The following is a 14,583-nucleotide window of genomic DNA, read 5'->3' as shown; positions in this document are numbered from 1 at the left end:
GTTCCGATCGGCGGATCTAGTCGCGCACCGATACGAACTCGGTTGCGGCCTCGTCAATCCAATGGGCGAAGCTGTCGGCATAGCTGCGGAACAGCGCGACCTCGTATGTTGGCGCATCGTCGAGCTGCCAGAGGATGACGCCGATGTGGCTCGCGTGCGTAATGGCGGCATCGCCGGGGCGGAAGGCGCGCGGATCGAGATCGACGGGAACGCCCTTGGCGAGCACGTCGCGGGCGCGGGGCCCTGAGATGCGTATGACAACGCGCCCGTCGGAATGGTCGACGACGGAGGCAAGGCCCATCAGCGCGGCCTTGAACTCGGTTTCCAGATCGCGTGACGTTCCGCGCTCGGCCACGGCGAGCCACTGATCGGGGCCGGCCCACACGAAGGCGATGCCGTTGCCCTCGACGCGTCCCGGCTTGTCGGGAAGCGCGACGCCGTAAGCGTTCCGGATTGCGGCCTTCAGCGCCTCGGACTTGCCAAGGGATGCGCCGATGCTCGCCATCGTCAGCGTTTCACGCGCTGCGACGGTGATGGACTTGTGGGCGATCGGCGCCGAGTGCAGAAGCGCCGAGTTTGCGACGAGTGCTTGTTCAGCCACGGACGCGACCTCCTTCAGGATCGACAAAGAGCGGAGAGACGACCTCGACCAGCGTGTCGCCATTTCGCACAGGATCATAAGCGCGCACGACTTCGCCCATCCGCTGGGGGCCGTTCTTCAAGAATCCGAGGCCGACCCAGTGTCCGTTGGACGGTGAGTAGGCGACGGAGGTCATGAACCCTTCGTCCGCACTCGCATCGGGCGTTGCGTTGCGCGCGATGAAATGAGCGCCGGAGCGAAGGCGCGCGGCCCTGTCGACGGGGCGGAAGCCCACGAGGGCCGGGCGGTTCGGATCGACGAGGCCGGGACGCTTGCCCAGAACGTTGCCGATGAAGTCCTTCTTCGAAGAGACCATGCCGCCGAGGCCGACGTCACGCGGCGTCGTGGTGCCATTCAGCTCGGGTCCGCTGATGTGGCCCTTCTCGATACGCATGACGCCGAGCGCTTCGGTGCCATAGGCGCACACGCCGAGGTCCTTGCCCGCTTCCATCAAGCGGCGAATGAGGGCGTCGCCAAAGCGGGCCGGAACGCCGAGCTCATAGGCCCGCTCACCGGAGAACGAGAGGCGGAACAGGCGCGCCTTGAGGCCGCCGCAGACCGTCACGGCCGCGACGCCGAGGTAAGGGAACCCGGCATCCGAGACATCGAACTCGGCATCGACAACCCTGCGGATCAGATCGCGCGACTTGGGTCCGGCGATGGCGTACTGCGCCCACTGCTCCGTCGCGGACGTGATCTGCACGTCCATCTCCGGCCACAGCCACTGGTGGCAGTATTCCATATGCTGGACCACCTTGACGGCGTTGGCGGTGGTCGTCGTGATGAAGAAATGCGTTTCGCCGAGGCGCGCGACCGTGCCGTCGTCGAGCAGCATGCCGTCTTCGCGCAGCATGCAGCCATAGCGGGCCTTGCCGACGGCAAGTGTCTTGAAGCCGTTGCAGTAGAGCTTTTCGATGAACGCCAAGGCATCGGCACCCTGCACGTCGACCTTGCCGAGTGTGGACACGTCGCAGATGCCGACGGCCGTACGAACCGTGGTGACTTCGCGTTTCACCGTGTCGAGCCAGTCGTTCTCGCCGGGGCGCGGGAAACTGCTCGGCCGCAACCAGAGGCCGGTTTCGACGAACACGGCCCCCTGTTCCTTGGCCCACTTGTAGGAGGGCGGCAGGCGCGTCGGCTTGAAGGACTTGCCGCGATGATGGCCGGCCAGTGCACCGACTGCCACGGGCGTGTAGGGCGGGCGCGCCATCGTGATGCCGGTCTCCGGAATGGAGCGGCCGGTGATTTCCGCCATGATGGCGAGCGCGTTGACGTTGGCCGTGCGGCCCTGGTCGGTCGCCATGCCGAGCGTGGTGTAACGCTTCAGATGCTCGACGGCGCGGAAGCCTTCGCGCTCGGCGAGGACGATGTCCGACTCGGCCACGTCGTTCTGCTGATCGACAAATGACTTGCCGCGCGGGCGATCCACACGCCACATCGGCGTGATGGCTTCGCTCTCGGCGCGCGCGGCGGGAACGGCGATGGGAGCCGTCGCAAATCCCGTCTCCGAGGCCGCGGCCGAGCCAGCGGCAGCGCCCGACGCGAGTGTCTTGTCGAGGCTGAACGCGCCCGCCACCGCGCCGGCAATCGACATGCCGTGCGGCAGTACGCCCGGCAGGAAGGAGTGCACGCTGGTGTTCCAGACGGGCTTTGCGCCTTGATGCGTCGCGAGCTGGATGTTCGGATTCCAGCCGCCCGAAGCCGCGATCAGATCGCAGTCGAGCGTGATCTCGTCGCCGGAGCTGGTGCGGACGACGGCGCCCGTCACGCGGAGACGGCCGAGCGCACCGACAACGACGCCACCGGAGATGAGGCGCGTCTGCGCTTCGCCGGCAACGCGCTTGACCATTTCGGAAGGCTGGCCGCGCGTGTCGACAAGGGCGACGATCTCCGCGCCTGCGCGCTTGAGATCGGCGACGGTGGTCGCGCCATAGTCGTTGTTCGTGAACACGATCACGCGTTGTCCGGGAACGACGCCGAAGCGGTTGATGTAGGTGCGCACGGCGCCGGCGAGCATGACGCCCGGGCGGTCGTTGTTGCCGAACACGAGCGGGCGTTCGGTGGCGCCGGAGGCCAGCACTGTTTGCTTCGCCACGATCCGCCAGATGCGCTGGCGCGGGACGCCCGCAGGCGCTGCTTCCAAGTGATCGCTCACGCGCTCAATGGCGCCGAAGGTGCCGCCGTCGTAGCTGCCGAAGGCCGTCGTGCGGCGGAGGATGCGGACGTTGTCGAGCTCAGCGAGTTCGCGCTCGGCGGCGTGCACCCAGTCCTTCGCGGGCTTGCCGTCGATCTCGGAGGCGTCGTCGATGGCGCGGCCGCCGAGCGTGGCGTTCTCGTCGACGAGAACCACGCGTGCCTTGGAGCGTGCCGCGGACAGCGCCGCGATGAGACCGGCCGGGCCGCCACCGATGACGAGCACGTCGGCGAACGCGGTCGCCTTCTCATATGCGTCAGGATCGTGGGCGTCGGGCGCGCCTGCCACACCGGACGCGCGGCGGCTGGCGGGCTCGGAGAGCTTTTACCAGAGCGCCCACGCCCACCTCAACGTCTTGTAGTATAAGACGGCCACGCAGATTGGCGCCAGCAGCGAGTTGATCGCCATGACGTCGAACGACAGCGACGGCCAGCGGTTTTGGCTCTGCGCCGTGAGGCCGTCGTACAGCTCGGCCGTGGTGGCCTTGGTGTTCGGCTCGCGGCGCGCGCCCTCGCGCAGTTCGACCAGCGCGTTCGGTTCTTCGGAGCCGGCGGTCAGAATGCCGCGCGGGCGATGGTATTTGAACGAGCGGCCCGTCAGCGTCACGCCGTTGGCAAGCAACGCCGAGGCGAGCGTGTCGCCCGGATGGCCGGTGAATGTTTTGCCGTCGAATTTGAACGACACCGTGCGGGTGCGATCGATGAGGCCGCCGGAGGAGAGCCGGTTCGGTTGGGTCGGGTGCGCCATCATGCAGGGTCCTTGGCTGGAGCCGCGTCCGCCCGGGCGACGTCGCGGGCCACTTCGACGGATGTGATGGCGTGCGTGGCGACGCCGCGGGTCACGACCAGCCAGGCGTGGCAGCCGGCGGCGTGATACCAGAGCTCGCGATGCATGCCGGGCGGGTTCGTGCGCTCGAAGCTGTAGCGGACGAAGTCCTCCATGGCCGTCGGGCTCGCGGCGTCGGGACGCTTTACGGTCGCGTCGCCGGAGTACACGAACTCATCGAGGCTGCGTTCGCCGCAGTAGGGACAAGCGATTCTCATCGCGGATGCCTTCCTTGCCGATTTGCTTCAGTGCAGATTGGGTTGAGGGCCCATGCCCTTTTCGTCGATGGCGTGACCGGTCGCGAACCGGTCGAGGCGATAGGCGCTGGCGACGGGGTGCGGTTCGCCGCGTGCGATCAGATGCGCGAAGCAGAAGCCGGACGCCGGCGTGGCCTTGAAGCCGCCGTAGCACCAGCCCGCGTTGAGGTAGAGGCCGTCCACCGGTGTCTTGTCGATGTACGGGCTGCCGTCCATCGACATGTCCATGATGCCGCCCCAGTGTCGCAACAGGCGGACGCGGCCGATGCGCGGCATGATCGCCATGCCGCCCTCGCAGACGTCCTCGACGACGGGCAGGTTGCCGCGCTGGGCGTAGCTGTTGTAGCCGTCCAAGTCGCCGCCGAACACGAGGCCGCCCTTATCCGACTGACTGATGTAGAAGTGGCCGGCGCCGAACGTCACGACGCCGTCGATGAACGGCTTGATGGACTCGGTGACGAACGCCTGAAGCACGTGGCTTTCGATCGGCAGGCGCAGGCCGGCCATGGCGGCGACGCGCGAGGAGCTGCCCGCAACCGCCACGCCGATCTTCTTGGCGCCGATGTCACCGCGCGAGGTTTCAACGCCGACGACGCGGCCGCCTTCACGCTTGAAGCCTTTGACCTCGCAGTTCTGGATGATGTCGACGCCGAGGCGGTCGGCTGCGCGGGCGTAACCCCAGGCGACGGCGTCGTGGCGAACCGTGCCGCCGCGGCGCTGCAGCAGCCCGCCCTGGACGGGGAAGCGTCCGTTATCGAAATCGAGGAACGGCACCATTTTCCGGACCGCCGCCTGATCGAGCAATTCGGCATCGACGCCATGCAGGCGCATGGCATTGCCGCGCCGCGCGAAGGCGTCGCGCTGGCCGTCGGAGTGATAGAGGTTGAGCACGCCGCGCTGGCTCACCATGGCGTTGTAATTGAGCTCGTGCTCCAGCCCTTCCCAGAGCTTCATCGACATCTCGTAGAACGGGATGTTGCCAGGGAGCAGGTAGTTGGAGCGGACGATCGTCGTGTTGCGGCCCACGTTGCCGCCGCCGATCCAGCCCTTTTCAAGCACGGCGATCCGAAGCGGGCCATGGTTCTTGGCGAGGTAGAACGCCGTGGCCAAACCATGGCCACCGCCGCCGACGATGACGACGTCATAGTCGCGCTGGGGGGCGGCATCGCGCCAGGCGGGACCCCAGCCCGTATGGCCGCGCAAGGATTCGCGCAGCACTGAAAAAATTGAATACCGATCGCTCATGGCCGGACTGTCTCCCTGCCGCTAAGGCCGTGGCCGGCTTCACACCGGTCTCGCGCCTTGCGCTCACGAATAGGATGTTAGGGATACGGCCGATTGGCATTGTAGGCTATATAAGCCATACTTATAGTACGCTCATGCGCGACACTCTCCCAGCCCTTCCGTTCGATCTCCGATCGCTCGAAATCTTCCTGTCCGTCTGCGAGACGGGCGCCATGTCGTCGGCCGCGCGGGCGCTCGGGCTGACGCAACCCGCGGTGTCGCTGGCCGTCGGAGACCTCGAGCGCAAACTCGGGTTCGATCTCTTCGACCGTTCCGTGCGGCCACTCGCGGTCACGCCCGCGGGAAGCCTGCTGCGCCAGAGGGCGAGCGCCTTGATCGCGGACGCGCGCGAGATCGGGCCGCTCCTCCGCGAGACGCAGCACGGCAAGGCTCCGCTGATCCGCGTCGGTCTCGTCGATTCCCTCGCGCGGGTGCTCACGTCTCCCCTCGCATCGTACCTCGCCACCGCAGCCGACGAAGTCGCCATCCTGTCGGGTCTCACCGCGTCGCATGCGAGCGATCTGCTGACGCGGCGGCTCGATTTGTTTCTCGGAGTCGACGACCTCGAAACCTGGGCCGGGCTCGAACGCTGGCCGCTGGCCAAGGAGCCCTATGTGCTGCTGCTGCCGGCGGGTGTGGACGCGCCGCGCAGTATCGGCGCGCTACGCAAGCTGGCTTCGACGCTGCCGCTGATCCGGTTCAGCGCGCGGTCTCAGACGGGCCTCGACATCGAGGGGCACATTCGGCGCGTCGGTCTCGAGATCCCGGGCGCGTTCGAGTTCGATACCCCCTTCGGCGTGGCGTCGATGGTGGCGGCTGGGCGGGGGTTCGCCATCACGACCCCGCTTTGCATCCGGGAGGCCGGCCTGCCGGACGCCAAGTTCACCACCGCGCCGTTGCCGGGGGCGCAGTTCACCCGCAAGCTGACCCTGGTTGCGCGGCATCGCGAGCTGGGACGGATTCCCCGCGAGCTGGCCGACGTGGCACGGCAGGCGCTCATCGCGCAGGGGGCTTTGCAGTAGGGCGGGCGCTGGGGTTCAGGCGCATGGTCTCGGCCAAGTGATGTTGTAGACATTGCAACGGAGGCGGCGCTCGTGTCGCGCTCGGCTCCTCACAAATGGATGTGAAATTGTCGCCCGGCTCATGTATTGAGAACGGGCGGGGGCCCCGTAGCTCAGTGGATAGAGCATCAGATTCCTAATCTGAGGGTCGCAGGTTCAAATCCTGCCGGGGTCGCCAGCAAATCATAAGCGCTCGGCGATGGTCGCGCTTCGCTTTCCATCTTGCGACCTTTAGTGGCTAGGCAGCGGGTCAACGACACGATAGATGTCACGGACGCGGCGTTTTCTCCCACACAGAGAGATGCCGTTTAGGCCTCGTTGCGGTATTGGACTACTGCGGCGGGGCCGAATTATTTTCAGGCGCCCTCGTTGGTGCCCGTCGCGACGCGATCATTCATTCCGCAGCACCTATTTTCGTCCGCCCGCACTCGTCTCCGGTAGCAAGAAGTCGACACCATGATCCGCGGGCTTAGCTTTACCGACGTTGTTGCTTTCGTCACGTTCCTGATCTGCTGGCCCGGCTATCACCTTGCTGCTGGATACGTGGACACGCGCCGCTCGAGCCTGATGTCGCTCGTCAAAGCGTTTCGCCATCGGTGGTTTGAGCGGATGGCCGAGCGCGAGAGCCACATCGCGGACGCGACGCTGCTCGGCAATCTCCTGCGTGGCGCGCTGTTCTTCGCATCGACGACGGTGTTCATTCTTGGCGGGCTTGTTGCCTTGCTCGGCACGGCGCCGAAAGTGGCGGAGCTGATCGGTCAGCTTCCGTTCGGTTCGGTCAGCGACCCGAAGCTGGCAGAGCTGAAGGCGATCGCGCTCATCCTCGTGTTCGTCTACGCGTTCTTCAAGTCCACGTGGTCCGCATGGCAATACAATGTGCTCTCCATCCTGGTCGGCGCGATGCCGGGGCGTGGCATCGACGATGCCGCGCGCGTAGAATATGCGGAGGCGGCTGGCCGCGTGGCGGCGCTGGCCGGCGAGAGTTACAATAACGGCGTGCGCGCCTACTACTTTTCCATCCCGCTGATGGCGTGGTTCGCCAATGCGCTCGCCTTCCTTGCCGTGACGCTCGTCGTCACGATCGTGCTCTACCGGCGCGAGTTCTACTCGCCGATCATGGAAGCGCTAAAGTCGATCCGCGGCTGAGGGCGTGGTGCGCCCGTTGACTCAAATGGCCAACGTGCGCCCCAGATATCCCGCGGCAACCACCAGAACGATAAAGACGGCGACGAGGAAGATCGCAGAGGTCACGTGTAGAGCGGCGGCAGTACGGGGGAGGGGATCTGGCGCCACGAAACTTTCCTTGCCGGTGTTCGCATCCGACCGATACCCGATGCGTCGGGCGACCCTAGTGCGCGCAGCGTGTCCCGGGCTGACCGCCGAACGACGGGGCGGCCGTCAGTGGCCCGAGAGCACCAAAGTCTTGATGGGGAGCAGCAAGGCTTGCGCGCGCAGGATAATGGCGTGCACGACGCCAACCGCATCGACGCCGTGAAGGTAGAGGCGGGTGAAGAAGCCGAGATCTTCCTTCTCCAGGCGGTCGTGATTGTTGGAGTAGGCATTGGCGATGCAACTGCTGCCCGGCGTCACGCCGTCAAGCCCGTCTTCATAGAGAGGCTCAAGGAAGACCAGCAGCGTGCCGGGCTTCGTGGTCTGCTTGGCTTCGATCAGTTGCTCTCCGGCGCGAATCTGACCGGAGGCGATGTAATCCTGAACCCCCGTGACGACCATCGGGATGATGGTGAGAGGTTTCGACACGCAGGTCGCCTCGGCGGCCATGCCGACCTTCATCACCTGCGCTTCGATCTGCCCGAAGCCGGCCTGGAGCTGCTTACGACCCGCCTCCTCGGGGATCAGAATACCGGCGGGCCGCATGAACGGATTGACGATGTCGCCGACCCTGAGGATGAACTGTTCCACTCGGCCGGATACGCCGGCGTAGACAGTCGTCTTGTCGAGATCGACCTGGGCTTGCTGGAGCGCCGCATCGGCGCTGGCCTTCTGGGCGGGCAGCAGCGTGGAGATGCGCGTCGCTGCGGCCTGATTGGCCGCCTCGGCCGCGACGACCGCGCCCTTGCGGCCATCAACTATGTTTTTCAGGCGCTCGATCTCGCGCACCGCCACCACGTCCGCATTGCGCAGCCGAAGCTCCTCTTTCGTCGCGAGCTCATCCAGCGCTTGCTGGTAGGCACCCTTCGCCTGCTGGATCTGGCCTTCGGCCGCCGCGATGTCGGCCTCAGCCATGACCATGGCTGCATTGACTTCCTCGATCCGCCGTTTGGCGACCTCGAGATCCGCTTCTTGCTTGGAGCTGTCGAGCTTGAAAATGCGCTCGCCCTGTTTGACCTCGTCGCGCCAGCTGACGAAGATCTCGCTCACGCGACCGTTCGTTTCGGGCAGAATGGGGACAGTGCGGAAGAACGGCGTCACGCTGGTCGAAGACGGGTGATAATAAAAAATGATGGTGATCAGCAGCACCGCCAGCATCAGGCAGGTCGTGATGCCCCAGCGGAGCTCGAACCATACCGAGTAGAGCGTGATCTCCCGGCCGATCTGCTTGCCTTGCGCATAGCGCCGATAGAGATAGTCGGGAACGATCGTGAAGAGCGAACAGAGCGCGATTTCCAGCATGGGCTAAGCTCCCGGCTCCGGCTGTGGAGGAGCGGGCAGGGGCTCAGGCTCCGCCTCGACAGGGGCTTCCGTGCCGGACAGTTTTTCCAACGAAGACGCAATGCTTTTCAGCGGCGTCTGGAAATCCGGCAGATCGATGAGCGCCAGCAGAAGGCCCGCGACCCAGAACGCGTGCACATGCGTAAAGAGCGAAAGCAGGCCGAGCACGGCCACGATTTCGAATTGGAGCTTCTTGTGTCCGAGGCGTTCGGGAAGCGAATGCAGGCGGAAAAAGACGAGGCCGAGCCCGAGGACGACCGCGATCACGACGATCATCGTGATCGTCATCAGCGTGTCGGATTGCCCGGGCGCGGTGAGGAACCATGGCAACTCGTGGGACGAGACTGCGTGCCGCGTGGTTTCCACTGACGCCTCCCCCTCATCCGCTGATGAGCAGATAACGGACGGTAGGCCCGCTTTCGGCGTTTGGCAACGCTGGAAAACGCCGGTCATCCCACTTTCGGCTGCCGGGATGCAGACCGGCCGCGGCACCGAGCAGGGCCATTCCGCTGGCTCCGCGGCAGCGCTTGGCGCCCGCGCGCTGTCAGCCGCACTCTCTCAACGAATTCGGGCTCAACCACATTGGGCGCGGTGGCGCAGCAGGTGATCGGCCAGCACGAGCGCCATCATGGCCTCGCCGACCGGCACGGCGCGAATGCCGACGCACGGGTCGTGGCGGCCCTTGGTCACGATCTCGGTCTCGTGGCCCTCTGCGTCGATGGTCTGGCGCGGCGTGAGGATCGAGGAGGTCGGCTTGACCGCGAAGCGGCAGACGACGGCCTGGCCGGTCGAGATGCCGCCGAGGATTCCGCCGGCATGGTTCGAAAGGTAACGCGGCTTGCCGTCGGCGCCCATGCGGATCTCGTCCGCGTTGGCTTCGCCAGTCAGCTCCGCAACCGCCATGCCGTCGCCGATTTCGACGCCCTTGACCGCGTTGATGCTCATCATGGCGGAGGCGAGGTCCTGGTCGAGCTTGCCGTAGATCGGCGCGCCGAGGCCCACCGGAACGTTCTCGGCCACGACTTCGATCACGGCCCCAACCGACGAGCCGCTCTTGCGCACGCTGTCGAGGTAGGCCGTCCATTCGGGCACGATGCAAGGGTCGGGCGCGAAGAAGGGATTGGTGTCGACGACATCCCAGTCCCAGCGGGAGCGATCGATCTTGTGCTCGCCTATCTGGATCAGTGCGCCACGGATGACGACGCCTTCGCCCAGCACCTTGCGGGCAATGGCGCCGGCAGCCACGCGCATCGCCGTCTCGCGCGCCGACGAGCGTCCCCCGCCTCGGAAGTCGCGGATGCCGTACTTGTTCCAATAGGTGATGTCGGCGTGGCCGGGGCGGAACGCGCTCTTGATGTCGCCGTAGTCCTTGCTGCGCTGGTCGGTGTTCTGGATGTGAAGCGCAATCGGCGTGCCGGTCGTGACCTGGCGGCCCTGGGCGTCGTTGAACACGCCGGACAGGATCTCGACGGCATCCGCCTCGCGGCGCTGCGTGGTGAAGCGAGACTGGCCCGGCTTGCGGCGGTCGAGGTGGACCTGGATCTCTTCGGCCGTCAGCGGGATGCCGGGCGGGCAGCCGTCGACCACGCAGCCGATGGCGGGCCCGTGGCTTTCGCCCCAGGTGGTCATGCGGAAGAGATGGCCGAAGGTGTTGTGTGACATGAAATCCGTCGAATCCGTCGAGAGCTGGGTCGCCAATACAGAATGTCTTGGTCTCTCATAAGTGCCGCGCGCAGCCGCAGCAAGGGTGCGCGGTCGCGGTTGTTATTCCGGCCTTTCGAGATCGGTCTTGAGCCGGTCCAAGACTTCGACGGCGTGCGCGGCATACGGGCCGATCCAGCGGTCGTGAATATGTTTGATGGGGAGCGGATTGAGGTGGTTCCACCGTTCGCGTCCCTTGCGTTGGGGAATGACGAGGTCGGCCTCCTCGAGCACCTTGAGGTGCTGCATCACGGTACAGCGGTCGAGAGCGGGGAAATGGTCGCAAAGCGCGCCCGTCGTGGCCGGCTTATCGCGCAGGACATCGAGCATCGCGCGTCGAGTCGGGGCGGCTAGAGCACGGAAAACGCTGTCATTTTTCTCATCTGTTGACATGTTATAGAAATATAACATTATAGCGAGATCAGCAAGGAGTTCTGCATATGGACCTGAAATTCAAAGTGACCGGACGCATCGCCAAGCCGGTGCACGAGGTGTTCGAGGCGGTGGCCGATCCGGCGCAGCTGTCGCGCTATTTCACGACAGGTGGGGCCAAGGGCCGGCTCGAGACGGGCACGATCGTCACGTGGAGCTTTCACGATTTCGCCGGCGCGTTTCCGGTCGAAGTGGCGGAGGTCGTGCCCGATCAAAAGATCGTGCTGCGCTGGGCAGCGCACGAGGGCGCCCCTTCCGACGGCGACGCCGGTGCCAAGTCTGCCGGCTACCAGACGACGGTGACGATGGAGTTCGAGGCGCTCGACGACGGGCGGACGCTGGTGACGATTTCGGAGGAAGGCTGGCGCGAAACGCAGGGCGGTCTCAAGGCGTCCTACGGCAATTGCCACGGGTGGACGCAAGCGCTCTGCTCACTCAAGGCCTATCTGGAGCACGGGATCAATCTGCGTGACGGCATGTACAAGTAGACATGACCTCCGCGCGGTTTTGTTTTGCAAGGGCGCGCGACGCAGTTAAGCAGGCAGGTGCCCTGCGTGTTGTGCGCTCTTTGAAAGGAGGCAGCATGAGGCGTACCGGGTGTCCGCTTTACGTGTGCGGCACCTTGATGGGCTTTAGGTAGTCGATGCGTTTGCGTTTCAGCGGATCGCTCCATCCGGTCTGAGCAACTGGACCGAGAGATCTGCCCCAAGTACCGTTTGCATCGAGGGAGCTGGAGCTGCCGCTGCTCTGGCTCCCTTTGCTTTTTTAGCGGCTACACCCACCGCATGGTGCCGTTGGCGAGCACGAGGACGCGGTTCTGGGGACTTTCCAGGCTCGGGATCAGGGCAGGATCGAGACCCAGGACGTCGGCGCGCAGGCAGCGGGATACGCCGCCGTGGGAGACGATCACGCAATCGCCCGTCAACGCATCGGCCCAGCCCTTCACGCGCGCAAACAGGTCGGCATAGCTTTCGCCGCTGGACGGCCGCCAGCGATAGGTATCGATGCGGCGGGCCGCCACGCCTTCGGGGTCCTGGATCGCGACGTCATCCTGCAACGTTCCCTCCCAAGCGCCGTAGGAGAGTTCGATCAGACGCGGATCGATGTCATAGCCCACTTCGGCGAGGCCTAACTCGCGGCGCACGATTTCCATCGTTTCGCGCGCGCGTCCAAGGGGGCTGGCGACGAACCGGGCGCGCGAGGGGTCACGCAGGAGGGTGCGCAGAACGTCTCCGTTGCGGCGCGCCTGCGCGCGGCCGGTCTCGTTCAGCGGGATGTCGCGCTGGCCCTGATAGCGCCGGTCACGGTTCCAGTCCGTCTCGCCGTGGCGGATGAAATAGATCGTCGGGTGGTCCCGCATGCAGCGATCATCACCCGCGCGGCTCGAAACGCGCGGCCTGGCTCCCTGGGCTTAAGGGTCGTTCTTGACGACGGAAATGTCTGGGGCGTCCTCGTTCTTCATGCCCTGGACGTGGTAGCCCGCATCGACATGATGGATCTCGCCGGTGACGCCCTGCGAAAGGTCCGACAGCAGGTAGACGCCCGCGCCGCCGACATCCTCGATGGTGACGGTGCGGCGGAGCGGCGAATTGTATTCGTTCCACTTCAGAATGTAGCGGAAGTCTGAGATGCCGGCTGCGGCCAGTGTCTTGATCGGTCCGGCCGAGATGGCGTTGACGCGGATGGCGTTCTTGCCGAGGTCGGATGCGAGGTAGCGCACCGACGCTTCAAGCGCGGCCTTGGCGACGCCCATGACGTTGTAGTGCGGCATCACCTTTTCGGCGCCGTAGTAGGTCAGCGTCACGATCGAACCGCCGGAGGTCATCAGCTTTTCGGCGCGCTGGGCGAGCGCGGTCAGCGAGAAGCACGAGATCAGCATGGTCTGCGTGAAGTTTGCTTCGGACGTGTCGACGTAGCGGCCGTCGAGTTCGTTCTTGTCCGAAAACGCGATGGCGTGGACGAGGAAGTCGAGGCGGCCCCAAACGCGGGTAATTTCAGCGAACAGAGCATCGACCGACGCGGCGTCCGAGACATCGCAGGGCAGCACGACCTTCGACCCGAGTTCGGCGGCGAGCGGCTCGACGCGCTTTTTCAGCGCGTCGCCCTGATAGGTCAGTGCCACCTCGGCGCCCTGTGCAGTCACGGCTTTGGCTATACCCCAGGCGATGGAGCGATTGTTGGCCACCCCCATAATGAGGCCGCGCTTGCCGGCCATGAGCGTGCCGCCAAGTTGCCGTGCGCCCGGCGCCGTTTCATTCATTTGGTCGCAATCCCTGTTTTTTGAAATTTGGCCGCATCCTACACAAAAGGGCATGCGGGTCCAGATACCGATTGGACAGAGCATGACTGTCCAAGCCGAGGCCGCAACCGAATACGGCCGCAGCGCAAGCGCAAAATAAAAAAATCACAATATTTCAGTATGTTACAGCGCGGATGCGCACCCGGTCAGCTCAGCCTTCAAGCACCCAGCGGCGGTTCGTTGCCCGGCAGGCGATGCCTTCGAGTGTGCGTGTTTTGAAACCTGTCGTCAGCAGGACCACAACGTGGCGGCACAGGCTGCCCTTCGCATTGCGGAACGAGACAGTCGGACGCACGATGCCCGACAGCTTTCCGTTGGACCGGCGCCAGACGAACGGCTCGCCGTCGTCCATGCGGGAAAGTCCGACCTGGATACTTTCCAAGGCGGCGATCTCGTCGGCCTCATCGAGCCGGCGGTCGGTCAGCTCGGCAAAGCTGGGACGGGCCGATTTCTGGTGGTCGCCGGAGCAGGGAGGCCCGACGGGGGGGCCGGCCTCGGCTCCGAAGGCCGGACCATCGAGCAAGAGGATGCTGGCGGCGAGGGCAAAGCCCAGGGCGGCCACGAGAACATACGTCTCCATCCAAGTTTCGTGACGCATGACAACTACTCCGGCATATGACGCGCCAGGACGTACAAGCCCTGACCTCGCCATTGTGGTCCTTCGTGGTTAAAAGGTGCTAAAGCAGCGTCCCATTGATCGGAAACGGCAAAACGGCAGGCCCGCGTGACGGACGAAAACCAAGCATCGGGTGGCACTCCTGCGGCGGGCGACGTTGGCACCTTCACGTCAGGCGACGATCCCTTTGCGCTCTTCGAAGCGTGGCTGCAGGAGGCAACGGCGTCCGAGATCAACGATGCGAACGGAATGGCGCTGGCGACCGTCGACGACTCGGGATTGCCCAACCTGCGCATGGTGCTTCTCAAGGGGCTCGACGAGGCGGAGCACCCGGCGCGGGGGTTTGTTTTCTATACGAATCTCGAGAGCGCCAAAGGCGTCGAGCTGCAGGCTTCGTCGCGCGCGGCGCTGCTGTTTCATTGGAAAAGCCTGCGCCGGCAAGTCCGCGTGCGCGGGATGGTGAGCCCGGTTTCGCCCGAGGAGGCGGACGCTTATTTCGCCACGCGGCCGCGGCTGTCGCAAATCGGTGCTTGGGCGTCCGACCAGTCGCGTCCGGTCGAAAGCCGCCTCGCATTCGAGAAGCGCATTGCTCTTTACACAGCCA

14 protein-coding genes, 1 tRNA gene and 1 pseudogene are annotated in these 14,583 nt (G+C 65.1%); 5 read left to right on the top strand and 11 right to left on the bottom strand.

Features of this window, described 5'->3' with window-relative positions; translation table 11 throughout:
• Positions 1 to 16: 16 nt before the first annotated feature.
• From ACTIFK_RS12705 to ACTIFK_RS12690, 4 genes and pseudogenes are all read right to left on the bottom strand, one after another.
• On the bottom strand, positions 17 to 601 hold the full coding sequence (locus ACTIFK_RS12705; RefSeq protein ID WP_439543440.1) for a sarcosine oxidase subunit gamma: 585 nt from the start codon (positions 599 to 601) through the stop codon (positions 17 to 19).
• A pseudogene (locus ACTIFK_RS12700) lies at positions 594 to 3,581 on the bottom strand (sarcosine oxidase subunit alpha family protein). The gene ACTIFK_RS12705 and the pseudogene ACTIFK_RS12700 overlap by 8 nt, the downstream one beginning before the upstream one ends.
• On the bottom strand, positions 3,581 to 3,877 hold the full coding sequence (locus ACTIFK_RS12695; protein ID WP_439543439.1) for a sarcosine oxidase subunit delta: 297 nt from the start codon (positions 3,875 to 3,877) through the stop codon (positions 3,581 to 3,583). The pseudogene ACTIFK_RS12700 and the gene ACTIFK_RS12695 overlap by 1 nt, the downstream one beginning before the upstream one ends.
• Positions 3,878 to 3,904: 27 nt before the next feature.
• Positions 3,905 to 5,161, bottom strand: a complete 1,257-nt coding sequence (locus tag ACTIFK_RS12690; protein WP_439543438.1) for a sarcosine oxidase subunit beta family protein — start codon at positions 5,159 to 5,161, stop codon at positions 3,905 to 3,907.
• A 134-nt stretch (positions 5,162 to 5,295) separates the two neighbouring features.
• On the opposite strand from ACTIFK_RS12690, the gene ACTIFK_RS12685 reads away from it, so the two are divergent.
• The 3 genes from ACTIFK_RS12685 (at position 5,296) to ACTIFK_RS12675 (ending at position 7,407) form a co-directional block, all read left to right on the top strand.
• Positions 5,296 to 6,222 carry a LysR family transcriptional regulator gene (locus ACTIFK_RS12685; RefSeq protein WP_439543437.1) on the top strand — a complete coding sequence of 309 codons (927 nt, stop codon included), beginning with the start codon at positions 5,296 to 5,298 and terminating at the stop codon, positions 6,220 to 6,222.
• Between the two features lie 141 nt (positions 6,223 to 6,363).
• Positions 6,364 to 6,439, top strand: a tRNA-Arg gene (locus tag ACTIFK_RS12680).
• Positions 6,440 to 6,717: 278 nt separating this feature from the next.
• Positions 6,718 to 7,407: a DUF599 domain-containing protein gene (locus tag ACTIFK_RS12675; protein WP_439543436.1), complete on the top strand. Its 690-nt coding sequence runs from the start codon at positions 6,718 to 6,720 to the stop codon at positions 7,405 to 7,407.
• Between the two features lie 252 nt (positions 7,408 to 7,659).
• On the opposite strand, the gene ACTIFK_RS12670 is transcribed toward ACTIFK_RS12675, so the two are convergent.
• From ACTIFK_RS12670 to ACTIFK_RS12655, 4 genes are all read right to left on the bottom strand, one after another.
• The gene (locus ACTIFK_RS12670; RefSeq protein ID WP_439543435.1) at positions 7,660 to 8,892 is read right to left on the bottom strand and encodes an HlyD family secretion protein; all 1,233 of its coding nucleotides are present in this window, start codon (positions 8,890 to 8,892) and stop codon (positions 7,660 to 7,662) included.
• A 3-nt stretch (positions 8,893 to 8,895) separates the two neighbouring features.
• Positions 8,896 to 9,297 carry a hypothetical protein gene (locus ACTIFK_RS12665; protein ID WP_439543434.1) on the bottom strand — a complete coding sequence of 134 codons (402 nt, stop codon included), beginning with the start codon at positions 9,295 to 9,297 and terminating at the stop codon, positions 8,896 to 8,898.
• Positions 9,298 to 9,504: 207 nt separating this feature from the next.
• The gene (aroC, locus tag ACTIFK_RS12660; RefSeq protein WP_439543433.1) at positions 9,505 to 10,593 is read right to left on the bottom strand and encodes a chorismate synthase; all 1,089 of its coding nucleotides are present in this window, start codon (positions 10,591 to 10,593) and stop codon (positions 9,505 to 9,507) included.
• A gap of 102 nt (positions 10,594 to 10,695) precedes the next feature.
• The gene (locus ACTIFK_RS12655; protein WP_439543432.1) at positions 10,696 to 11,025 is read right to left on the bottom strand and encodes an ArsR/SmtB family transcription factor; all 330 of its coding nucleotides are present in this window, start codon (positions 11,023 to 11,025) and stop codon (positions 10,696 to 10,698) included.
• Positions 11,026 to 11,072: 47 nt separating this feature from the next.
• Here ACTIFK_RS12655 and ACTIFK_RS12650 point away from each other — a divergent pair, with 47 nt between their 5' ends.
• Positions 11,073 to 11,552, top strand: coding sequence for an SRPBCC family protein (locus tag ACTIFK_RS12650; protein ID WP_439543431.1), 480 nt, complete (start codon positions 11,073 to 11,075; stop codon positions 11,550 to 11,552).
• Positions 11,553 to 11,836: 284 nt separating this feature from the next.
• Here ACTIFK_RS12650 and ACTIFK_RS12645 read toward each other — a convergent pair whose 3' ends face one another.
• The 3 genes from ACTIFK_RS12645 to ACTIFK_RS12635 form a co-directional block, all read right to left on the bottom strand.
• On the bottom strand, positions 11,837 to 12,424 hold the full coding sequence (locus ACTIFK_RS12645) for a histidine phosphatase family protein (protein ID WP_439543430.1): 588 nt from the start codon (positions 12,422 to 12,424) through the stop codon (positions 11,837 to 11,839).
• Between the two features lie 51 nt (positions 12,425 to 12,475).
• Complete coding sequence (gene fabI, locus ACTIFK_RS12640) at positions 12,476 to 13,324, bottom strand: enoyl-ACP reductase FabI (RefSeq protein ID WP_439543429.1); 849 nt, start codon at positions 13,322 to 13,324, stop codon at positions 12,476 to 12,478.
• Positions 13,325 to 13,514: 190 nt separating this feature from the next.
• Positions 13,515 to 13,961, bottom strand: a complete 447-nt coding sequence (locus tag ACTIFK_RS12635) for a hypothetical protein (protein WP_439543428.1) — start codon at positions 13,959 to 13,961, stop codon at positions 13,515 to 13,517.
• Between the two features lie 126 nt (positions 13,962 to 14,087).
• Between ACTIFK_RS12635 and ACTIFK_RS12630 the strand changes: the two genes are divergently transcribed.
• Positions 14,088 to 14,583, top strand: a 496-nt coding sequence (locus tag ACTIFK_RS12630; protein ID WP_439543427.1) for a pyridoxal 5'-phosphate synthase, incomplete at its 3' end; no start/stop codon positions are given.

It is taken from the genome of Hyphomicrobium sp., assembly GCF_051860585.1.
In the GTDB taxonomy this organism is placed as follows: Bacteria; Pseudomonadota; Alphaproteobacteria; order Rhizobiales; family Hyphomicrobiaceae; genus Hyphomicrobium_C.
Note: the sequence above shows the minus strand (reverse complement) of the source record. Positions and strands in the feature narration are given on the sequence as shown.